21 protein-coding genes, 1 pseudogene and 1 riboswitch are annotated in these 20,994 nt (G+C 72.0%); of the genes and pseudogenes, 1 reads left to right on the forward strand and 21 read right to left on the reverse strand.

What is annotated here, in order from left to right; genetic code table 11:
- Positions 1-36: 36 nt before the first annotated feature.
- The 9 genes from ACH4S9_RS42530 to rpsB all read right to left on the reverse strand — a co-directional run bounded on the left by ACH4S9_RS42530 (position 37) and on the right by rpsB (position 9,841).
- Positions 37-1,068, reverse strand: a complete 1,032-nt coding sequence (locus ACH4S9_RS42530; RefSeq protein WP_311727774.1) for an ABC transporter ATP-binding protein — start codon at positions 1,066-1,068, stop codon at positions 37-39.
- Positions 1,068-2,681: an ABC transporter permease gene (locus ACH4S9_RS42535; RefSeq protein WP_398377026.1), complete on the reverse strand. Its 1,614-nt coding sequence runs from the start codon at positions 2,679-2,681 to the stop codon at positions 1,068-1,070. The genes ACH4S9_RS42530 and ACH4S9_RS42535 overlap by 1 nt, the downstream gene beginning before the upstream one ends.
- A gap of 98 nt (positions 2,682-2,779) precedes the next feature.
- Positions 2,780-3,862 carry a thiamine ABC transporter substrate binding subunit gene (locus ACH4S9_RS42540; protein WP_398377027.1) on the reverse strand — a complete coding sequence of 361 codons (1,083 nt, stop codon included), beginning with the start codon at positions 3,860-3,862 and terminating at the stop codon, positions 2,780-2,782.
- Positions 3,857-3,961, reverse strand: a riboswitch (TPP riboswitch). Its footprint overlaps the gene before it by 6 nt.
- A 63-nt stretch (positions 3,962-4,024) precedes the next feature.
- Positions 4,025-5,131, reverse strand: a complete 1,107-nt coding sequence (gene rlmN, locus ACH4S9_RS42545; protein ID WP_311727777.1) for a 23S rRNA (adenine(2503)-C(2))-methyltransferase RlmN — start codon at positions 5,129-5,131, stop codon at positions 4,025-4,027.
- An 80-nt stretch (positions 5,132-5,211) separates the two neighbouring features.
- Entirely contained in the window at positions 5,212-6,384 is a 1,173-nt protein-coding gene (locus ACH4S9_RS42550; protein ID WP_311727778.1) for a phosphatidate cytidylyltransferase, read from the reverse strand.
- Positions 6,384-6,941, reverse strand: coding sequence for a ribosome recycling factor (frr, locus tag ACH4S9_RS42555; RefSeq protein WP_311727779.1), 558 nt, complete (start codon positions 6,939-6,941; stop codon positions 6,384-6,386). The genes ACH4S9_RS42550 and frr overlap by 1 nt, the downstream gene beginning before the upstream one ends.
- A 104-nt stretch (positions 6,942-7,045) precedes the next feature.
- Positions 7,046-7,828, reverse strand: coding sequence for a UMP kinase (pyrH, locus tag ACH4S9_RS42560; protein WP_065965195.1), 783 nt, complete (start codon positions 7,826-7,828; stop codon positions 7,046-7,048).
- A gap of 169 nt (positions 7,829-7,997) precedes the next feature.
- On the reverse strand, positions 7,998-8,834 hold the full coding sequence (gene tsf / locus ACH4S9_RS42565) for a translation elongation factor Ts (RefSeq protein WP_311727780.1): 837 nt from the start codon (positions 8,832-8,834) through the stop codon (positions 7,998-8,000).
- 98 nt (positions 8,835-8,932) lie between these two features.
- Positions 8,933-9,841, reverse strand: a complete 909-nt coding sequence (gene rpsB / locus ACH4S9_RS42570; protein WP_361186617.1) for a 30S ribosomal protein S2 — start codon at positions 9,839-9,841, stop codon at positions 8,933-8,935.
- 335 nt (positions 9,842-10,176) lie between these two features.
- Between rpsB and ACH4S9_RS42575 the strand changes: the two genes are divergently transcribed.
- Positions 10,177-11,097 (forward strand): M23 family metallopeptidase, encoded by a 921-nt coding sequence (locus ACH4S9_RS42575; protein ID WP_311727782.1) that lies wholly within the window; start codon positions 10,177-10,179, stop codon positions 11,095-11,097.
- On the opposite strand, the gene ACH4S9_RS42580 is transcribed toward ACH4S9_RS42575, so the two are convergent.
- From ACH4S9_RS42580 to rplS, 12 genes and pseudogenes are all read right to left on the reverse strand, one after another.
- On the reverse strand, positions 11,051-11,608 hold the full coding sequence (locus tag ACH4S9_RS42580) for a helix-turn-helix domain-containing protein (protein WP_311727844.1): 558 nt from the start codon (positions 11,606-11,608) through the stop codon (positions 11,051-11,053). The genes ACH4S9_RS42575 and ACH4S9_RS42580 overlap by 47 nt on opposite strands.
- 75 nt (positions 11,609-11,683) lie before the next feature.
- On the reverse strand, positions 11,684-12,517 hold the full coding sequence (whiG, locus tag ACH4S9_RS42585; protein WP_398377029.1) for an RNA polymerase sigma factor WhiG: 834 nt from the start codon (positions 12,515-12,517) through the stop codon (positions 11,684-11,686).
- A gap of 129 nt (positions 12,518-12,646) precedes the next feature.
- On the reverse strand, positions 12,647-13,933 hold the full coding sequence (gene dprA / locus ACH4S9_RS42590) for a DNA-processing protein DprA (RefSeq protein WP_398377030.1): 1,287 nt from the start codon (positions 13,931-13,933) through the stop codon (positions 12,647-12,649).
- Entirely contained in the window at positions 13,933-15,558 is a 1,626-nt protein-coding gene (locus ACH4S9_RS42595; RefSeq protein ID WP_352133759.1) for a YifB family Mg chelatase-like AAA ATPase, read from the reverse strand. Before ACH4S9_RS42595 ends, dprA begins: the two co-directional genes overlap by 1 nt.
- Complete coding sequence (locus ACH4S9_RS42600; protein WP_311727786.1) at positions 15,558-15,917, reverse strand: YraN family protein; 360 nt, start codon at positions 15,915-15,917, stop codon at positions 15,558-15,560. The genes ACH4S9_RS42595 and ACH4S9_RS42600 overlap by 1 nt, the downstream gene beginning before the upstream one ends.
- An 83-nt stretch (positions 15,918-16,000) precedes the next feature.
- Entirely contained in the window at positions 16,001-16,309 is a 309-nt protein-coding gene (locus ACH4S9_RS42605; protein WP_004944840.1) for a DUF2469 domain-containing protein, read from the reverse strand.
- Between the two features lie 39 nt (positions 16,310-16,348).
- Positions 16,349-16,864, reverse strand: coding sequence for an NUDIX hydrolase (locus ACH4S9_RS42610; RefSeq protein WP_311727788.1), 516 nt, complete (start codon positions 16,862-16,864; stop codon positions 16,349-16,351).
- Positions 16,857-17,609: a signal peptidase I gene (lepB, locus tag ACH4S9_RS42615; RefSeq protein ID WP_358848876.1), complete on the reverse strand. Its 753-nt coding sequence runs from the start codon at positions 17,607-17,609 to the stop codon at positions 16,857-16,859. Before lepB (ACH4S9_RS42615) ends, ACH4S9_RS42610 begins: the two co-directional genes overlap by 8 nt.
- Before the next feature lie 71 nt (positions 17,610-17,680).
- Positions 17,681-18,433: a signal peptidase I gene (gene lepB, locus ACH4S9_RS42620; RefSeq protein WP_398377050.1), complete on the reverse strand. Its 753-nt coding sequence runs from the start codon at positions 18,431-18,433 to the stop codon at positions 17,681-17,683.
- Positions 18,434-18,614: 181 nt separating this feature from the next.
- Entirely contained in the window at positions 18,615-19,784 is a 1,170-nt protein-coding gene (gene lepB, locus ACH4S9_RS42625) for a signal peptidase I (RefSeq protein ID WP_394816825.1), read from the reverse strand.
- Positions 19,777-20,580, reverse strand: a pseudogene (lepB, locus tag ACH4S9_RS42630) (signal peptidase I). The gene lepB (ACH4S9_RS42625) and the pseudogene lepB (ACH4S9_RS42630) overlap by 8 nt, the downstream one beginning before the upstream one ends.
- A gap of 62 nt (positions 20,581-20,642) precedes the next feature.
- Positions 20,643-20,993: a 50S ribosomal protein L19 gene (rplS, locus tag ACH4S9_RS42635; RefSeq protein ID WP_311727793.1), complete on the reverse strand. Its 351-nt coding sequence runs from the start codon at positions 20,991-20,993 to the stop codon at positions 20,643-20,645.
- Position 20,994: the final 1 nt, after the last annotated feature.

Raw genomic sequence — 20,994 nt, forward strand, 5'->3', positions numbered from 1 at the left:
TGGTCATCCGGTCCCCGGCCGCGCGCCGCGGGGCCGTCAGCCGCCCGCGCCCAGCACCACCACGTCGTCCGCGTCGAACGCGACGCCGACCCGCTCCCCCTCACCGGGCGCGTCCCGCAGCGCGCACGCCGCCTCCAGGCGCGGCGCGCCCCCGGGCTGGAGGACGAGCGCCACGCGGTCGCCACGGAAGGTGCGCGCGGTCACCGTGCAGGGCAGCCCCTGCTCGGGCGAGGTGAGCCGCACTCCGGCCGGGCGGACCAGCAGCCGGCACGGCCCCGGCGGGGTGCCGTCCGGGACGGGCAGCTTGCCCCAGCGGGTGTCGGCGCTCTCGCCGTTCACGACGGCCTCGACCACATTGTCGAAGCCGAGGAAGCGGGCGACGAACTCGTCGGCGGGCCGCTGCCACACCTCCAGCGGGGTGCCGGTCTGCGCGATGCGCCCGCCGTCCATCACCACCACCCGGTCCGCGAGCGCGAAGGCCTCCCCCTGGTCGTGGGTGACCGCGAGCACCGTCGTCCCCAGCTCGCCGAAGAGCTGGCGCAGTTCGACCACCAGCCGCTCCCGCAGCCCCCGGTCGAGCTGCCCCAGCGGCTCGTCCAGCATCAGCACCGTGGGCCGCGGGGCCAGGGCGCGGGCCAGCGCGACCCGCTGCTGCTCGCCGCCGGACAGCGAGGCGACCGCGCGCCGCTGCGCGCCCGGCAGGCCGACCAGCTCCAGCAGCTCGGCGACCCGGCGCTCCGCCTCGGCGCGCGCCACGTTGCGCATCCGCAGCCCGAAGGCGACGTTGCCGCCCACGTCGCGCTGCGGGAAGAGCTGGTGGTCCTGGAACATCAGGCCCACGCCGCGCCGGTGGGTGGGCACCCCCGACTGGTCCCGGCCGGCCAGCCACACCCGGCCGGTGTGGGCCCGCTCCAGGCCCGCGACCACGCGCAGCAGCGTGGACTTGCCGCCGCCGCTCGGCCCCAGCACCGACACCGTCTCGTGCTCGGCGACCTCCAGGTCCACGGCGTCGAGCGCCGTGCGCTCGCCGTAGCGGACCGTCACCTCGTCCAGTCGCAGCAGCGTCATCAGAACTCCCCCGAACGGTCGGTGCGAATCCGCTCCAGGAGCAGCAGGGAGCCCGCGCACACCAGCATCAGAATCGTGCTCAGGGCCATGGCCTGGCCGTAGTTGAGCTGCCCGGCCCGGCCGAGGAAGCGGGCGACGGCCACCGGGAGGGTCGGGGAGTCGGGCCGCGCGATGAACACCGTCGCCCCGAACTCGCCGAGCGAGACGGCGAACGCGAACCCCGCCGCGACCCCGAGGGCCCGCGCGACCAGCGGCAGATCCACCTCCCGCCAGGCCCGCAGCGGGGACGCGCCGAGCACGGCCGCCGCCTCCCGCAGCCGGTGGTCCACCGCGCGCAGCACGGGCAGCATGGTCCGTACGACGAAGGGCACGCCCACCAGGGCCTGGGCGAGCGGTACGAGGATCCATGAGGCGCGCAGGTCCAGCGGGGGCTCGTCCAGGGCGATGAGGAAGCCGAAGCCGACGGTGACGGCGGAGGTGCCGAGCGGCAGCATCAGCAGCGCGTCGAAGCCCCGCACCAGCCGCCCCGATTTTCTGGTGAGCGCGGCCGCCGCCAAACCGCCCACCACGACCGCGAAGACGGTCGCCACGGCGGCGTAGCGCAGGGAGTTCCAGACGGCGTCCATAGGGGCGACGAAAAACGTCCCGCCGCTGTCCGCCGCGGACTGGAGTGCGCGGTAGTAGTCGAGTCCGTAGCCGCCGGGGGCGTCCAGGGACCGCTCGACCAGGACTCCGAGCGGCAGCAGGATCAGCAGCGCCACGACGGCGAGCACGCCCCACAGCAGCGCCCATTGGGCCGCGCCCTGGGGGCGGCGCGCGGTCTGTTCGGGGTCGACCAGCTTCAGGGCGCCCTCGCGGCGCCGCACGGTCCACGCGTGCAGGGCCAGGACGGCGGCCACCGCCGCGAACTGGAGCAGGGTCAGCACGGCGGCCGTCGGCAGGTCGAGCAGCTGGGCGGTCTCCCGGTAGATCGCGACCTCCAGGGTGGCGTACCGCGGGCCGCCGAGGATCTGGACGACGCCGAAGGAGGTGAAGGTGAACAGGAAGACCATCAGGGCGGCGGCCGCCACGGCGGGCGCCAGCGCGGGCAGTGTCACCCGCCGCCACGCGGCCAGGCGGCTCGCGCCGAGCACCCGCGCGGCCTCCTCCTGACGCGGGTCGAGCTGCGCCCACAGCCCGCCGACGGTCCGTACGACCACCGCGTAGTTGAAGAAGACATGCGCGAGGAGGATCGCCCAGACGGTGGTGTCCAGGCGCACCCCCCACAGCCCGTCCAGCAGCCCGCCCTGGCCGAGCAGGGCCAGGAACGCGGAGCCCGCGACGACGGTCGGCAGCACGAAGGGGACGGTCACCACGGCGCGCAGCAGCCGCTTGCCGGGGAAGGCGAAGCGGGCGAAGACATACGCGCCGGGCAGCGCGACCGCCAGCGTCAGGGCGGTGGAGGCGGCCGCCTGCCAGCCGGTGAACCACAGGATGTCCAGGACCGCCGGATCGGTGAGCACCTCGCCGAACCGGCCCAGCCGCCACTGGCCGTCGACGCGCAGCCCGCGGGCGACGATGGCGGCCACCGGGTAGATGAAGAACAGCGCGAAGAACGCGGCGGGCACGGCCATCAGAGCCAGCCGCAGCGTCGTCCCGCGGAGGTTCGAGCGCCGCGGCCCGGGGCGCGCCCCGGGTTCCCCCGGTGTCTTGGCGGGAGGCTCGGGCCGCTTTACAGGACGAGCGAGGACCATGCCTTGACCCACTGGTCACGGTTCTTGGCGATCTTCTGCGGGGCCAGGGTGGCCGAGTCGGCGATCTTCGCGCCGTACTGCGTGAACAGCTCAGGCAGCTTGGCGTCCTCGCGGGCCGGGTTCACGTACATGTTGAGCGGCACGTCCTCCTGGAACGTCTTGCTCAGCAGGAAGTCCAGCAGCGCCTTGCCGCCCTTGGTATTGGACGCGCCCTTCAACAGGCCCGCGAATTCCACCTGGCGGAAGCAGGTTCCCGTCGCGACCCCTGTAGGGGCCTGCGCGGGGCGCGGCTTGGCGTCGACGACCTCGGCGGGCGGGCTGGAGGCGTACGAGACGACCAGCGGCCGGTCGCCCTTGGCGCCGCCCGCCGAGCCCGAGAACCGGTCGTAGTACGCCTGCTCCCAGCCGTCGACGACCTCGACGCCGTTGGCCCTGAGCTTCTTCCAGTAGTCCTGCCAGCCGTCGTCACCGTACCGGGCGGCGGTGCCCAGCAGGAAGGCGAGCCCGGGAGAGGAGGTGGCCGCGTTCTCGGTGACCAGGAGGTTCTTGTACGCGGGCTTGGTCAGGTCGTCGAAGGTCTTCGGCGGGGCCAGCTTCTTGTCGGCGAAGTACTTGCGGTCGTAGTTGATGCAGATGTCGCCGTAGTCGACCGGGGTGACGCGGTGCGAGGCCTGGTCGAGCTGGAGGGCCGCCGGGACCTTGTCCAGGCCCTTGGCCCGGTAGGGGGTGAACAGGTCGTTGTCGAGCGCGCGGGAGAGCAGGGTGTTGTCGACACCGAAGAAGACGTCGCCCTGGGGGTGCGACTTGGACAGGATCGCCTGGTTGACCGCCGCCCCGGCGTCGCCGCCGGCCTGCACCCGCACCTTGTAGCCGGTCTGCCGGGTGAACTCTTTGAGCACGGCCTTCGACGCGGCGAACGAGTCGTGCGAGACCAGCGTCACGGTCTTGGAGCCGGAGCCGCCGGAGGAGCCGGAGGAGTCCTCGCCGCAGGCGACGAGGGTGGTGAGGCCGAGCGAGCCGAAGAGGGCGGCGACGACGGCATGCCGAAGACGGCGGTTCATATGAGGCTGACTCCCTACGCCGGTATGACCCGGATCAGGTCCGAGGGTCTGCGGCTGAGCCGCACTCTCAGCGCTGTTCGCGCTCCCCTGTCGGAATGTTCACTTGTACGAGATGCCGCGTGTGTGCACGCGGTGGTGCCAGGGCACCGTATCAGCAGCGCCTCAGCGCTCGGCCGCCGCCAACTGTCCGCACGCCCCGTCGATCTCCTGCCCCCGGGTGTCCCGCACGGTCACGGGCACGCCGTGTGCCTCCAGGGCGGCCACGAACGCCTTCTCGTCCTCGGGCCGGGACGCGGTCCACTTGGAGCCGGGCGTGGGGTTGAGCGGGATCAGATTGACGTGCACCCGGCGGCCCTTGAGCAGCCGGCCCAGCAGGTCGGCCCGCCATGCCTGGTCGTTGATGTCCCTGATCAGGGCGTACTCGATGGAGACGCGGCGGCCCGACTTCTCCGCGTACTCCCACGCCGCGTCCAGGACCTCGCGGACCTTCCAGCGGGTGTTGACCGGGACGAGGGTGTCGCGCAGCTCGTCGTCGGGCGCGTGCAGCGACACCGCGAGACGGCACTTGAAGCCCTCGTCGGCGAAGCGCAGCATCGCCGGGACCAGCCCCACGGTCGAGACGGTGATGCCGCGCTGGGACAGCCCGAGGCCGTCCGGCTCCGGGTCGGTCAGCCTGCGGATGGCACCGACGACGCGGTTGTAGTTGGCGAGTGGCTCGCCCATGCCCATGAAGACGATGTTGGACAGCCGCGCGGGCCCGCCCGGGATCTCTCCGTCCCGCAGCGCCCGCATCCCGTCGACGATCTGGTGCACGATCTCGGCGGTGGACAGATTGCGGTCCAGGCCCGCCTGGCCGGTGGCGCAGAAGGGGCAGTTCATGCCGCAGCCCGCCTGGGAGCTGATGCACATGGTGACCCGATCCGGGTAGCGCATCAGCACGGACTCCACGAGCGTGCCGTCGAAGAGCCGCCACAGGGTCTTGCGGGTGGTGTCGTCGTCGCAGCTGATGTGGCGCACCACGCTCATCAGGTCCGGCAGCAGCTCGGCCGCCAGCTTCTCGCGCGCGGCGGCCGGGATGTCGGTCCACTGGGCCGGATCGTGGGTGTAGCGGGCGAAGTAGTGGCGCGAAACCTGGCCGGCGCGGAAGGGCTTCTCGCCGAGGGCGGCGACGGCCTCGCGGCGCTCGGCGGGCGTGAGGTCGGCGAGATGCCGCGGGGGCCTCTTGGCTCCGCGCGGCGCGACAAAGGTGAGTTCTCCGGGCTTGGGCATGGTCTCACCAGTGTCGCAGACGTGCGTACGGCCTCGCGCCACACGTGGTGCGAGGCCGTACGGACGGGGTGACGGGCCGGTCAGCCGCCGCCTACGAAGATCACCATCAGCAGCCAGACCACGGGGGCGGTGGGCAGCAGGGAGTCCAGCCGATCCATGATCCCGCCGTGCCCCGGCAGCAGCCTGCCCATGTCCTTGATGCCCAGGTCACGCTTGATCATGGACTCGCCGAGGTCGCCGAGGGTCGCGCTGACCGCGACGGCGAGCCCGAGCAGCAGCCCCTGCCACCACGCGCCGCCCTTGATCAGGTACTGCATGGACAGCGCGCCCGCGACCATCGCGAAGGCGATCGCGCCGAGCAGCCCCTCCCGGGTCTTGCCGGGGCTGATGCGCGGTGCGAGCTTGTGGCGGCCGAAGCGCCAGCCGACCGCGTACGCGCCGGTGTCGCTGACCACGGTCAGCAACAGGAAGACCAGCACCCGCCGCGGCCCGTCGTCGGCCGCGAGCATGAGGGCGACGAAGGTGGCCAGGAACGGGACGTAGAAGGCCGCGAAGACGCCGGCGGTGACGTCCCTGAGGTAGTTCTCGGGCGGCTCGGTCATCCGCCATACGAGCACGGCCAGGGCGGTCAGCGACACGGCCACCCACGCGCCCTCCGCGCCGCGCACGTAACCGGCGACCACCATGGCGACGCCGCCCACGGCGAGCGGCACCAGCGGGACGCGGATGTCCTTGCGCTCGGCCAGCCGCGAGGTCAGCTCCCACAGCCCGATGACCACCGCGACCGCCAGGACGCCGACGAACACCGGCTTGTAGATGAACAGCGAGGCGACGACCACTACGCCGAGGCCGACGCCCACCCCTATCGCGGCGGGCAGATTGCGGCCCGCGCTCTTCTTGGTGCTCCCCGTGCCGCCGGGCTGGGCGGCGTCCGACGGCGGGGTGCCGGGGCCGTCCGGGGGCGTGGGCGGGGGCGCGGCGGGGGGCCGCGGACCGCGCTCCGGCTCCCGGTCGTCGCGGAACAGGGGACCGCTCAGCCGAGCGGCCCCCCGATCACGGTCGGCGGCATCCCGAGGGTCTCCGCCTGCGTGGGGCACGGTGGGCATGGGCCGAGTCTGCGCCGCCTCGCCCACGTCGTGCGCGGGACCCGCCGGGACCGGGCGCACCTCGCCGCGAAGCGAGGGAGAGGGCCCCTGGTCGGCCGGTCCCCAGAGGCGGGGCCTCGGTGGAGCCCCCCAGGATGAGTCGTTCATCAGACCTCGAGAAGCTCGGCTTCCTTGTGCTTGAGCAGCTCATCCACCTGCGCGACATACTTCGCGGTGGTGTCGTCGAGCTCCTTCTCGGCGCGGCGGCCCTCGTCCTCGCCGACCTCGCCGTCCTTGATGAGCTTGTCGATGGACTCCTTGGCCTTGCGGCGGACGCTGCGGATCGAGATCTTCGCGTCCTCCCCCTTGCCCTTGGCGACCTTGATGAACTCCTTGCGGCGCTGCTCGGTGAGCTCGGGGAACACCACTCGGATGATGTTGCCGTCATTGCTCGGGTTGACGCCCAGATCGGAGTCGCGGATCGCCTGCTCGATGTTGCGCAGCGCGCTCTTGTCGAACGGTGTCACCACGGCCATGCGCGGTTCCGGCACCGAGAACGACGCCAGCTGGTTGATCGGCGTCATCGCCCCGTAGTAGTCCGCCACGATCTTGTTGAACATCGCCGGGTGCGCACGCCCGGTGCGGATCGCGGCGAAGTCCTCCTTGGCGACCACAACGGCCTTCTCCATCTTCTCCTCGGCCTCGAGGAGGATCTCTTCGATCACCACTTGCTCCTGGTGTTATCAGTAAGCAGAGCCTCGCCCCTGCGTGCGTCTTCTCCTGCACGGTGTCCGACCGGCAGGCCGTTGTCCATCCCCCGTATGAGCCGTCAGGCCCGGGAGCCCTGGTCGCTCACGAGCGTGCCGATCTTCTCACCCTTCACCGCACGCGCGATGTTTCCTTCGGCGAGAAGCTCGAAGACGAGGATCGGCAGTTTGTTGTCGCGGCAGAGCGTGATGGCGGTGGCGTCGGCGACCTTGAGGTCACGGGTGATCACCTCGCCGTACTCCAGGGCGTCGAACTTCACCGCGTCCGGGTTCCGGGCGGGGTCGGAGTCGTACACCCCGTCCACCCCGTTCTTACCCATGAGCAGGGCCTCGGCGTGGATCTCCAGGGCGCGCTGGGCCGCGGTGGTGTCCGTGGAGAAGTACGGCATGCCCATGCCCGCGCCGAAGATGACCACGCGCCCCTTCTCCAGATGGCGCACCGCACGCAGCGGAATGTACGGCTCCGCAACCTGGCCCATGGTGATGGCGGTCTGGACGCGGGAGTCGATGCCCTCCTTCTCCAGGAAGTCCTGGAGGGCGAGGCAGTTCATGACCGTGCCGAGCATGCCCATGTAGTCCGAGCGGGCCCGGTCCATGCCCCGCTGCTGCAGCTCGGCGCCGCGGAAGAAGTTGCCGCCACCGATGACGATGGCGATCTCCGCGCCGTCCCGGACGACCGCGGCGACCTCGCGGGCGATGGCGTGCACGACGTCCGGGTCGACCCCGAGTCCCCCGCCCCCGGCGAACGCCTCGCCGGAGAGCTTCAGCAGGAACCGACGGCGTTTGACCCTGCCCTGAGCGTTCTTCTCGTCGGCGGCCTGTCCGGCGCCCGCGCCCTGATTCATTGGAGATCTCCTCGTGCACATACGAAGAAGGCCACTGCCGGACGGGTCCTTGTTCGACCTCTGCGGCAATGGCCTCCTCGTCACATCTGCGGCCGACCGGTTGACGGTTGGCTGCCTACGACCCTATCGGGGTCGCCGGTCATTCGCTGCTCGGCTCGGACGCCGACGCTCAGACGCCCACGCGGAAGCGCGCGAAGCCCTTGAGCGTGACACCGGCCTCGTCCAGGATCTTCTGGACGGTCTTCTTGTTGTCCTTGGCGAACGGCTGGTCCACCAGGACGTTCTCCTTGAAGAAGCCGGTGACGCGACCCTCGACGATCTTCGGCAGGGCGGCCTCGGGCTTGCCCTCCTCGCGGGCGGTGGCCTCGGCCACGCGGCGCTCGTTCTCGACGGCCTCGGCCGAGATCTCGTCACGGCTCAGGAACTTCGGCGCGAACGCGGCGATGTGCTGCGCGATGTCCTTGGCGACCGTGGCGTCTTCCTTGTCCAGCTCGACCAGCACACCGACCTGCGGCGGCAGGTCCGGCATGGTGCGGTGCATGTACGCGGCGACGTAACCGCCGGAGAGCTGCGCGAAGCGGTCCAGGACGATCTTCTCGCCGAGCGTCGCGTTGGCCTCGTCGACGTACGCCTGGACGGTCTTGCCGGGCTCGATCTCGGAGGCGAGCAGGGCCTCCAGGTCGGCCGGGGAGGTCTTGGCGACGTGGGCGGCGATGGCGTTGGCGGCGGCGATGAACTTGTCGCCCTTGGCGACGAAGTCGGTCTCGCACTTCAGCTCGACCAGCACACCGGAGGAGTTGTCGTCCGCGATGAGGGAGACGACGGCGCCGTTCTCGGCACTGCGGCCCTCGCGCTTGGCCACGCCCTTCTGGCCCTTGACGCGCAGGACCTCGACGGCCTTGTCGACGCTGCCCTCGGCCTCGTCCAGCGCCTTCTTGCAGTCCATCATGCCGGCGCCGGTGAGCTCACGGAGCTTCTTGACGTCAGCGGCGGTGAAGTTCGCCATGATCTGTGAATCTCTTCTCGAAAGTCGAAAGCTCTACGGGGGAACGGCGGGGGTGGTGCCCAGGCACCCTCCCCCGCCGTCACACGTGGTCCGAGTGATCAGGCCTGCTCGGCGTCCGCGGCCGGGGCCTCGGCGGGCTGCTCAGCCGCGGCCTCGGCGGGCTGCTCGGCCTGGGCCTCGGCGGGCTGCTCGGCCTCGGCGGGCTTGGCCGCCTCGGGCTCGTCGGCCTTCTTCTCACCCTCCAGCAGGTCGCGCTCCCACTCGGCGAGCGGCTCACCGGCGGCCTTGTCGGCCTTCTGGTCACCGGTGGCGGCACCGGAACGGGCGATGAGGCCCTCGGCGACCGCGTCGGCGATCACGCGGGTGAGCAGGGTGACCGAACGGATCGCGTCGTCGTTGCCCGGGATCTTGTAGTCGACCTCGTCCGGGTCGCAGTTGGTGTCGAGGATCGCGACAACCGGGATGCGGAGCTTGCGCGCCTCGCCGACGGCGATGTGCTCCTTCTTGGTGTCGACGATCCAGACGGCGCTCGGCACCTTCTGCATCTCGCGGATACCGCCGAGGGTCTTCTCCAGCTTGGCCTTCTCGCGCGAGAGGACCAGCAGCTCCTTCTTGGTGAGGCCGGAGGCGGCCACGTCCTCGAAGTCGATCTGCTCGAGCTCCTTGAGGCGCTGAAGGCGCTTGTAGACGGTCGAGAAGTTGGTGAGCATGCCGCCCAGCCAGCGCTGGTTGACGTACGGCATGCCGACGCGGGTCGCCTGCTCGGCGATCGCCTCCTGCGCCTGCTTCTTCGTGCCGACGAACATGATGGAACCGCCGTGGGCGACGGTCTCCTTGACGAACTCGTAGGCGCGGTCGATGTACGACAGCGACTGGAGCAGGTCAATGATGTAGATGCCGTTGCGCTCGGTGAAGATGAAACGCTTCATCTTCGGGTTCCAGCGGCGGGTCTGGTGCCCGAAGTGGACGCCGCTCTCCAGCAGCTCCCGCATCGTGACGACGGCCATGGCCGTACTCCTTGAAGTGCTCGGTTCCACGGCGGCCGGGCGGCCGCCGCGCCTGACGCCCCGGCGCGTCTGCCACGGGCGGCGCCCTTGCGGAGGGCTCGACCGAGGACCGAGGGACGCGGCCGCCGTGCTGTCCGAGGGGACCGATGCGTGGATCAATGCCGATCGGAGTGCCGGTGGCGGGGCGTGCGAAGTCGATCCGGTGACCCGGATCGCCACAAGAAGTGTACGGGACCCGTGCGGTGCCGGGTGACGGCGATATCCACAACCCGTGAGTAGTCCCCAGATCGTGTCCATGATCCACACGAATCGGGCGACCGCGTCACCGTGTTTCCATGCGACCGCACACCGGAGCCCCAGCCCCCTGCCCGCCCCCGCCGACCCCGCGGCTGACCTCGCTGTTCGTGGTCCTGTCCGGCCTGATCGCACTGCTGCTGCCCTGGCCCGCGGCGACGGCGGCGGGGCCTGCCGGGGCCGGGGCGCCGGCTGGGGCGTCTGGCGGGGCCGCGCCGGGCCGTGACGGGCGGGTCTGGCCGGTGGAGTACGAGGCGGGCGCGGGCAGACCGACGGTGCTGCGGGGCTGGGAGCCGCCGCCCGCGCCCTGGGCGGCGGGCCACCGCGGGGTGGATCTGGCGGCCCGCACCGGCCGGCCGGTGCGGGCGGTGGCCGCGGGCCGGGTGTCCTTCGCAGGGCCGGTCGCGGGGCGCGGGGTGCTCGCCATCGAGCTGCCGGGCACCGGCCGCCCGCCGCTGCGCACGACATACGAGCCGGTGCGGGCGGTGGTGGCCGAGGGTGAGCGGGTGCGGGCCGGACAGGTGGTGGGCGTCCTGGGCGCGGGCCCCTTCCACTGCCCGTCCGGCTGTCTGCACTGGGGGCTGCGCGGCGGGGACCGCTATCTGGACCCGCTGTCCCTGCTCGACCCGTCGATGCGCGGCCACGGCCCCTCGCGGCTGCTGCCGGTCTTCGGAGTGCCGGAGGGAGCGGGAGCGCGGGAGGGACCAGGACCACGGGAGCGAGCGGGCGTCACCGCCGCGCCGCGCACGGCCGGCGACCGCGCGCCCCTCACCCGGACCGCGGGGGCCGCGGGCCCCTTCCACCGCTCGCCCGGTCCCGGGGAGCTGGCCCCGTCCGCCGCGCTGGCCGCCGCGGCGGCCTGGGCCGGCGCGCGCCTGCGCCGCGCGGCGCCCGGCGCGGGCCGGGTGGTGTCCGTCAGGGGCACACCCCGCGCAGGGCCATGGCGACGGCGGCCTCCGTGACCTGCCCGGGGTCCTCGGCGGCGCCCAGCTCGATCCGGCGGACCGCGGCGTCCACGACGCCTTGCAGCAGCACCGCGGTCAGCCGCGGCTGCTCGTGGCCGAGCTCGCCGAGGGCCTGGACGACCATGGCGATCAGCCCGCCGTGCGCGGCCCGGATCTTCTCGCGGGCGCCCGCGTCCAGCTCCCCGGCCGAGATCGCCACGACCGCCCGGTGGCGGCGGTCGCCGACCAGCGCCAGCTGCTGTCGCACATAGGCCTCGATCTTCGCCTCGGGCGAGTCGGCGCGCTCCATGGCCGCCTCGACCTCGGCGGCCCAGACCGGGAAGTCCACCGCGCACAGCTCCTCGACCACGGCCGCGCGGGAGCGGAAGTACTCATAGACGGAGGACCGCGCGAGGCCCGTGCGCTCGGCGAGGGCGGGGAAGGTCAAGGCTTCCGTACCGCCTTCGGACAGCAGGGTGCGGGCGGCGTCCAACAGGGCGCCGCGCTGCATCGTCCGGTGCTCGGCCACGGAGGCCGCTCGAATCCTGGGCACGTTCCCACTTTACGGAAGGCGCCGTGGTGGGAGCGATACAGGCGGGACGATTCAGCGCCCGACCTCGGCGAGCTTGGCCCTCAGCTGGAGCACGGATTTGGTGTGGATCTGGCTGACCCGGCTCTCGGTGACCCCGAGGACCTGCCCGATCTCGGCCAGGGTGAGCCCCTCGTAGTAGTAGAGGGTGACCACGGTCTTCTCCCGCTCGGGGAGCGTGTTGATGGCGCGGGCGAGCAGCCGGCGCAGCTCGCGGTCCTCGGCCACCTCCACGGGGTTGTCGGCGGCGGTGTCCTCCAGGGTGTCCATGAGGCTGAGCCGCTCACCGCCCTCCCCGCTGACATGCAGCAGCTCTTCGAGGGCGACCACATTGGCCAGCGACAACTGGCTGAAGACCCCGTGCAGTTCATCGAGGCCGATGTCCATCTCGGCGGCCACCTCGGCCTCGGAGGGGGTGCGGCGCAGCGCCGCCTCCAGCGTGGCGTACGCCCGCTCGACCGCCCTGGCCTTCTGCCGCACCGAGCGCGGGATCCAGTCGAGCGCCCGCAGCTCGTCGATCATCGCGCCACGGATCCGGGTGATCGCGTAGGTCTCGAACTTGATGGCCCGCTCGGGTTCGAACTTCTCGATGGCGTCGATGAGTCCGAAGACGCCCGAGGAGACGAAGTCGGCCTGCTCGACATTGGACGGGAGCCCGACGCTGACCCGGCCCGCCACATACTTCACCAGCGGCGAGTAGTGGAGGATCAGCTGCTCCCGCAGCCGACCGTCGCCCGTGGACTTGTAGGACCGCCACAGCTCGTCGAGCGATGACGGGGCGGCGGGACGCACCGCGCTGCGGGCAGGGGCCGGCGCCGCGCGGTCAGACCCGGAGATGTGCTGGGGCATTCGTCGCCTTGTGCCGTTCTGCCATGACGTGGGTGAGGACGTGCGCTTCCGCCGGAAACCTAGCGAGCGTAGCGTGACTGAGCCATCGCGGTATGCGAAGGGGGTCGGCTCGACGGTGCGCGGATACGGTCATCGCCTCAACCCTTTCACCCGATTGCCCCAAATCTGAGGACCGCCTCGCCGTGTGCCGTCGTTCCGGCCGGTCGGCGGGGCCAACTCCCAACGGTCGCCATGACGTTCGACGAAACCCAGGGCGAGCAGCTCATACAGGCGGCTCAACGCCTCCTCGCAGCTCGTCCCGGACTCGCGGGCGACCTCGCGCCCGTCGCTGCCGCCCTGTGCCGACAACGCTTCCAGCACGCGAGCCGTCACGGGATCGAGCAGGTCCCGCTCCACCAGCGGCCCCCGCCGGGCGGGGGCCAGCTCCCCGATGCCGCCGATCAACTCGGCCACTTCGTCGGCGTCGGTGACCAGAACGGCCTCCCCGCGCAGCAGTTCATGCACGCCCGCGGAGAGCCCGCTGGTGACCGGGCCCGGCACGCCCATGGTGTGGCGGCCGAGCTTCACCGCCCGGCGCGCGGTGACCAGGGACCCGCTGCGGTACTGCGCCTCGACGACGACCGTGCCGCGGGTGAGCGCGGCGATGACCCGGTTGCGGAGCACGAAGCGGCTGCGGGTCGGATGCGCGCCGGGCGGCAACTCCGCGAGCACCAGCCCCTGTTCCGCGATGCGCTCGATCAACTCGGCGTGGCCCCGGGGGTACGGGACATCCACGCCGGAGGCGAGCACGGCCACGGTCGCCCCGGCGGCGGCCAGCGCCCCGCGGTGCACCGCGCCGTCCACGCCATGGGCCGCGCCGGAGACCACCACCCAGCCACGCTCGGCGAGCCCGGCGCCCAGGGTCGCCGCGACATGCGCGCCGTAGTCGCTGCATGCCCGGGCGCCCACCACGGCGACGGAGCGCAGCGCCCATATCCGCAGCGACGGCCGGCCGCGCACCCAGAGCCCGACCGGGCGGGCGTCTCCCAGGTCATCGAGCTGACCGGGCCACTCCAGGTCGCCGGGGCATACCAACCGCCCGCCGCGCGCGGCCACGGCGGCCAGGTCGGCGGCCGGATCGAGGCCCTCGGCCCGCAGCCGGCACCCGGCGACGCGCTGCTCGCTCGCCCCGGGCGGCGGCTTTCCGGCCCCGCACAGCGCCCGCCGCAGCGCCACCGGCCCCAGTTCGCGCAGCCATCGCCCCACCGCCTCGTCCCCGGGCTCCACCAGCCGGGTGAGCGCCGCCCGCGCCAGGCGCTCCTCCTCCGACACGCCCCCGGCCCCGGCCTCGGCGCGGGACTCGGACTCGGGCCCTGCTTCGGCCTCGGCGCGGTCGCGGCCGGGCGCCGGTCCGGCGCCCTCCAGGGGGCCGGTCATCAGAACCCCGCCGCCCCGGCCGGGACGCCACGGCTGACGCCGGTGCGCAGCTGGAGCGCCTGCGCCACGTCCTCGGCCTCCGGCCGATCGTGGCCCGCCAGGTCCGCGACGGTCCAGGCGACCCGCAGCACACGGTCGAGGCCGCGGGCGGTGAGCAGCCCGCGCTCCATGTCTCGCTCGGCCTCGCGGAGCGCCCCGGCCCGCGCGTACCAGCGGGTGCGCAGCTCATGGCCCGGAACCTCGCTATTGGTGTGCCAGGGGGTGTCGGCGTAGCGCGCGGCGGCGCGCTCCCGCGCCTCGCGCACCCGGGCGGCGACGGTCGCGCTGCTCTCCCCGGCCACCGGCGCCCCGGTGAGCTCGGCCCGGCTGATCGCCTCGACCCGCACCCGCAGATCCACCCGGTCCAGCAGTGGCCCGGAGAGCCGCGCCTGATAGCGGCGGACCATCGCGGGCGAGCAGTCGCACCCGTCGCCGGCGTACGAGTGGCGCCCACAAGGGCACGGGTTGGCGGCCAGCAGCAGCAGAAAGCGCGCGGGCATGCGCACCATGCCGCCCGAGCGGGCCACCACCACATGGCCCGACTCCAGGGGCTGCCGCAGCGCGTCCAGCACCCGGGCGCTGAATTCGGGCGCCTCGTCCAGAAAGAGCACGCCCCGGTGCGCCAGCGAGACCGCGCCCGGCCTCGGCAGCCCGTTTCCCCCGCCGACCAGGGCCGCCATGGTGGCCGAGTGGTGCGGCGCGCAGTACGGCGGGGCGGCCACCAGGGGCTGTCCGGGCGGGAGGATCCCGGCCACCGAGTGCACGGCGGTCACCTCCAGGGACTCCCGCCGGGTGAGCGGGGGCAGCAGCCCGGGGAGCCGCTCGGCGAGCATGGTCTTGCCCGCGCCGGGCGGACCGGCCAGAAACAGATGGTGGCTCCCGGCCGCGGAGATCTCCAGGGCCTTGCGGGCGGCCCGCTGCCCGGCGACCTCGGCCAGATCGGGGCGGCGGTCGGCGGCCGCCCCGGCGCCGGCCACCACGCCGACGCCCAGGCCCGCGCCCGCGACGCTCAGCCCGGCGAGCATCGGGTCGGGACGGCCCTCCTCGGACAGCTCCTCCTCTTCGGGCACCGGTTCGTCCGTCAACACAGCGATCAGCTGGCGCAGGGTCCGCACGCCGAGCACCGAGACATCCGGCACCAGGGACGCCTCGGCCGCGGTCTGCTCCGGGACGACCACCTGCCGGTATCCGGCCTCGGCGGCCGCGAGCACCGCGGGCAGCACCCCGCGCACCGGGCGGACCCGCCCGTCCAGGCCGAGCTCGCCGATCATCATCAGATCGGCGATGGCCCGTGGGTCGAGGCGCTCGGCGGCGCCGAGCACCGCGCAGGCCACGGCCAGGTCGAAGCCGCTGCCGCCCTTGGGGACGGATGCCGGGCTGAGCCCCACCGTGAGCTTCTTCTGCGGCCAGTCGACGCCGGAGTTCACCACGGCCGCCCGGACCCGGTCCCGGCTCTCGACCAGGCTCTTGTCGGGCAGCCCGACCAGCGTGAAGGTGGCGACGCCCGGCTCCAGGTCGGCCTGGACCTCGACCACCACGCCCTCGACTCCGACCAGCGCGACCGAGCAGGTGCGGGCGAACCCCATCAGGCCACCCCCCGCACATGCTCGACCACCGGCGCGCCGCGGTCGGGCAGCACCACACCGACCAGGTCGATCCGCACCCCGCCCGGCGGCGGGCCGCCGCGCCGCTCCAGCCAGCGCTCGGCCAGCCGCCGCAGCCGGTCGGCCTTGCCTGGGGTGACGGCCGCCATCGGGTGTTCGTACCCGCCCGCGCGGCGCGTCTTGACCTCGCACACCACCAGCGCCCCGGCGTCGAGGGCGACGATGTCGATCTCCCCGTCCCGGCACCGCCAGTTCCGCTCCAGGACGGTCATCCCGGCCTCGGACAGCCGGCGCGCCGCCAGATCCTCGCCGTAGCGTCCGAGCGCTCCTCGGGCGTTCATTCGGCACCACCTCCGGCACCGACTGTGACGCCCCGGCGCCGAATTATTGGATCTTTGTGGACAACCGGCCGCCTGTGGACAACTCAGCCACTCGGAAGGTCGAGGTCGCTCTTGTTCAGCTCCTCAATATTCACGTCCTTGAACGTCAGGACGCGCACCTGTTTGACGAAGCGGGCCGGTCGGTACATGTCCCAGACCCAGGCGTCGGCCATGGAGACCTCGAAGAACACCTCACCCTGCACCGAGTGCACCTGCATCTCGTAGTCATTGGTGAGATAGAAACGGCGCTCGGTCTCGATCACGTATTTGAACAGACCGACGACATCGCGGTACTCCCGGTAGAGCTTCAGCTCCATCTCGGTCTCGTACTTCTCGAGGTCCTCGGCGCTCATGGCATGTTCCCCTTCAGCCGTGCGTCCCCCCATTGTGCGTCAGACGCGTTCAGTCTCCAGGATCACCGGCGCAGTCGGGGGTCCCTCGTCAAGCAGCCTACGCAACAGCGCCACGAGCCGTGTCGGGTACACCGGCTCCCGCACCTCCGCCAGCTCCTCCAGCGTCCACCACCGCAGCCCCGTGACGCTGCGCCGCTCCAGCTCCGTCTGGCCCCCGGTCCACGCCGCGGGCTGCTCCGTACGCCCCAGGTAGTACCACTCGTCCTGGTCCCAGCGCCGCCCGTCGAACGGGAAGGAGCACACCCGCCGCCACAGCACGGGCCCCAGCTCCACCTCCGTGATCCCGGTCTCCTCCGCCAGCTCCCGGCGCGCCGCCTGCTCCCGGCTCTCGTCGCCCTCCAGCCCGCCGCCGGGGGTGAACCACCAGGTCGTCGACGGATCCTCGGGCTCGAAGCCGTGTATCAGCAGAATTCGGTCCCGCGAGTCGAGCAGAACCACCCGCGCGACCTTGCGCAGGCCCTCGCCGCGGTCGTCCGAGCGGGTCCCGTCAGACATCGGCGGCCACCTCCGCCTTCCGCGCGGGCCGCTTGCCGCCGCGCCCCCGCAGGCGCGCCAGCGGCCCGTACGCCGCGCCGCCCAGGATGAGCACCGCGCCGACCACGGCGGAGATCAGGATGAGCCGCAGCGGCCCCGGCTGCGAGACGCCGCCCGGCAGCGCCCCGAACGCCTCCGGCCGCTCCAGCAGCCCCAGGTCCAGCGGCCAGGCCCGGGCGTCCACCCGGCCGCTCACCGAGCCGCGCGAAACAGCCCCGTCCGTGCCGTCGGTCAGATGCACACGGGAGTCCAGGGAGTCGCTGCGGTGGTCGCCCAGCAGAAACAGCTTCCCCTTGGGCACCGTGGCCGAGAAGGTGGTGGGCGAGGCCGGTCCCTTGCTGTGCAGATACGGTTCCTCGAGGGGCTTGCCGTTCACCGTCACCCGGCCCTGCTTGTCGCAGCAGGCGACCGTGTCCCCGCCGACCCCGATGACCCGCTTGACCATCGGCAGATCGCCCCAGACCGAGTCCTTGAAGACGACCACGTCGCCACGGCGCACCTCGTCGCCGTCTATTCGCTCCGCGAGCACGCGATCGCCCTGGCCGATGGTGGGCGCCATCGAGTCGGTCGGGACCGTGTACGGCTTGTAGACCACCGCTCCCCAGACGAACGCGCCCAGGAAGAGCACGAAGCCGACCCCGACCGCCAGCCCGGACAACACGCTCCCGAGCCCCTTGCCGCCTCCGACCTGCCGGGCTCCGCTCATTCCAGTGCTCCTGCCTCGCATAGCAGACGTAGATCAGGCGTAGATCAGCACCCTACCCGCCGGTACGGACCTCAGGCGGTCGTCGCTTCGCGCTCCTTGCGGACGAGCCGCCGACGGCGCCACAGCACGATCGGCGCCGCGCCCGCGAGCCCCAGCGCCGAGGGCGCCACGGCGGCCGCCGCGCTCAGCCCACGCTGGTCGAAGGTGCTGGGAACGGAGAGGGTGGACCAGCGGTCGATCGGCCAGGCGACCACGATGGCCCGCCCGACTACCTTGTCCACGGAGACCGTGCCATTGTCCAGATTCTGGTGGTAACGGGAGTCCAGAGAGTCCTGGCGGTGGTCGCCCATCACCCAGATCCGGCCCTTGGGCACCTTGATCGGGCCGAACGGCTTGTCGTCGCAGGGCGTGTTCCCGGGGAAGATGTACTTCTTCTCGTTCAGCGCCTTGCCGTTGACCTTGACCGGCCCGCCCTTCTGGCACTCGACCGTGTCCCCGCCGACCGCGATGACCCGCTTGATCAGGTCCTTCTCCTCCGCGGACGGCATCAGGCCGATAAAGCTGAGCACCCGCTGGACGCCCCTGGCGAGCGGACCCGAGTCGGACTGCTGGGTCTCGCCGAGCCAGCCGCCCGGGTCATGGAAGACGACGACCTCGCCACGCTCCGGCTCGGCGCCGAACCACGGCGTCAGCTTGTCCACCAGCACCCGGTCGCCGCGCTGCAAAGTGTTCTGCATCGAGTCGGAGGGGATGGAGAACGCCTGTACCAGGAAAGTCTTGATCAGCAGGGCGAGCAGCAGCGCGATACCGACGAGAATCGGCAGCTCTCTCCAGAACGAGCGCTGCGCCTTGCTCTTGTCTCTGTCCTTGTCCTGGCCGTCCTTGTCCCCCTCCCTCTCCTTCTTCCCCTCGGCATCGGAAGGATCCGCGGGATCCGAGGAGCCCGGGGAATCCCCTGCGCCAGGGGGGTCCGAGGGGCCCGGCTTGCCGAGAGAGACCGGAGATTCAGGAGAGCCCGGAGCGTCCGGTGCGCCGCCCGCCGACGGAGCCGCGGCGTCCGTCGCACCGGAGCCCTCCGGCGTCTCGGGGGCCCCGCCCGTAGGCGCACCGGCTGGGCGCGCCTCGTGCGTGGGTGGCTCTCCGCTCTCCCCCGGTTGCCTTTCGGGCTCTTCGTGACCGGATCGAGCGCCGACCGCCAAATCCCCCACATTCACTCCTCACGCCGCTCTGCCGCCCGCGCCACGAACGGCGCAGGCCCACCACTCCCATAACGAGCGGGAGTTCCGCAGGGGTCGGGAGCTGGACCAACCCTTGCTGGCCCGAGGACAGCCTATGCGGCGAGCCGCGTGCCTGCGTCGCCCCGCTCGGCGCGTCCTTCACTGAGGCATATGTCTCAGGTTCTTCCAGGCTCCGCCAGTGACCGAAGGGCCACGCGATCACGATCGCCCGGCCGACGACCAGATCCTCCGAGACGGTTCCCTGGCCGGGCTCGTCCAGGTGGACCCTGGAGTCAGCCGAATTGGCCCGGTGATCGCCCATCACAAAGAGCCGCCCCTGAGGCACGGTCACCTTGAACCGGCGCTCCGAGGGCGCATTATCCGGGTGCAGATACCGCCGCTCGTCCAGCGGCGTGCCGTTGACCGTCACCTGCCCGTTCTGGTCACAGCAGGCCACCGTATCGCCGCCGACCCCGACCACCCGCTTGATCAGATCCTGCTCGTTCGAGGACGGCAGCAACCCGATCCAGGTCAGAAACTCCTTGCCCTGCTTGATGACCACCGGATCCGCCTTGGACGGCTTCCGCTCGGCCTCGAGCCAGTTTCCGGGGTCCTTGAACACCACCACATCGCCGCGCGACGGCTTCGAGCCGAACCACGGTGTGAGCTTGTCCACCAGCACCCGGTCGCCGATCCTGATCGTCTGCTCCATCGAGCCCGACGGGATCACAAACGCCTGCACCAGAAAAGTCTTGAGCACCAGGGCGATCACCAGCGCCACCCCGATCAGGATCGGGATCTCCTTCATGGCCGAACGGCGCCGTCTGCGCTTGATCCGGCGCTGCACCTTTCGCCGCTCCGCACGCCCGCCCAGACGCGGTCCGGTGCGCGGCACGCCCACGCCGTGCGCGGGAGCGGGGCTGCGGGTCCCGTGCCGGGACCGTCCACGGTTACCCATGCGCCCCGCCCGCGGCCGGCTCCGGCACGCGCCCGAAGGCCGCCGGGCGGTCCACTCCGGTCCAGCGGCCGACCGGCCAGCCGATCCAGTCCGCGCGTCCGATCACCTTGTCGACCGGGACCGTGCCCCCGCCGGGGTCGCCGAGGTGGTCCCGCGAGTCCCTGGAATCACTGCGGTGGTCCCCCATCACCCACAGCCTGCCCTCCGGCACCACGATGTCGAACGGGACCTGTGACGGGGCATCCCCCGGAAACAGGTAGTCCTCGTCCACCGGCTCCCCGTTCACCTCGATCCTCCCCCGCTTGTCGCAGCACCTGACCCGGTCACCACCCACGCCCACGACACGCTTGATGTAGTCGGTCTCGGCCGGTTCGGCCAGCCCGACCGCCGCGGCCGCCTCCCGCAGCAGCGCCGCCACCGAGTTCCGGTCCGGCTCCTCCTAGACGAAGGAACCGGTGCCGTCGAACACGATGACGTCACCGCGGCGCGGCGTGTCACCGAAACGGTACGCCAGCTTGTTCACCAGGACCCGGTCTCCGAGCCGAAACGTGTTCTCCATCGATCCGCTGGGGATCAGGAAAGGCTGCACCACGAAGGCGGTCAGCAGAAGGACGAACGCGAGACAGGCCGCCGCGAGCACCCCGGCCCGCCGCCAGAGCCCGCCCCCGGTGAGCCACCGGAGCCCGCGCCCGAGCGCCGGCCCGGAGCCCGTACGCGAAGAGCGCGATCGCTCCTCCTGACCCTCGTGAGGGCCGGAGGAGCGATCGCGCTCCGGGAGCTGTGCGTCGGTCTCCATCGGGCCAGAGCCTATCCGGCCCGCCTGTGCCGTCCGGCAGTAGCTCAGTTGTCGCGCAAAACTCAGTTGTCGCGCTTCTCCTTGATCTTCGCGGCCTTGCCGCGGAGGTCACGCAGGTAGTACAGCTTGGCGCGGCGGACGTCACCGCGGGTGACGACCTCGATCTTCTCGACGATCGGGGTGTGCACCGGGAAGGTACGCTCGACGCCGACGCTGAAGCTCACCTTGCGAACGGTGAAGCTCTCGCGGACACCAGAGCCCTGGCGGCGGATGACGACGCCCTTGAACTGCTGGACACGGGAGCGGTTGCCCTCGATGACGCGGACGTGGACGTTGACCGTGTCGCCGGGGCGGAAGGTCGGGATGTCGCTGCGCAGCGACGCGGCGTCGACGGAGTCGAGCACGTGAGACATG

The organism is Streptomyces sp. NPDC021225 (assembly GCF_044332865.1).
GTDB lineage: Bacteria > Actinomycetota > Actinomycetes > Streptomycetales > Streptomycetaceae > Streptomyces.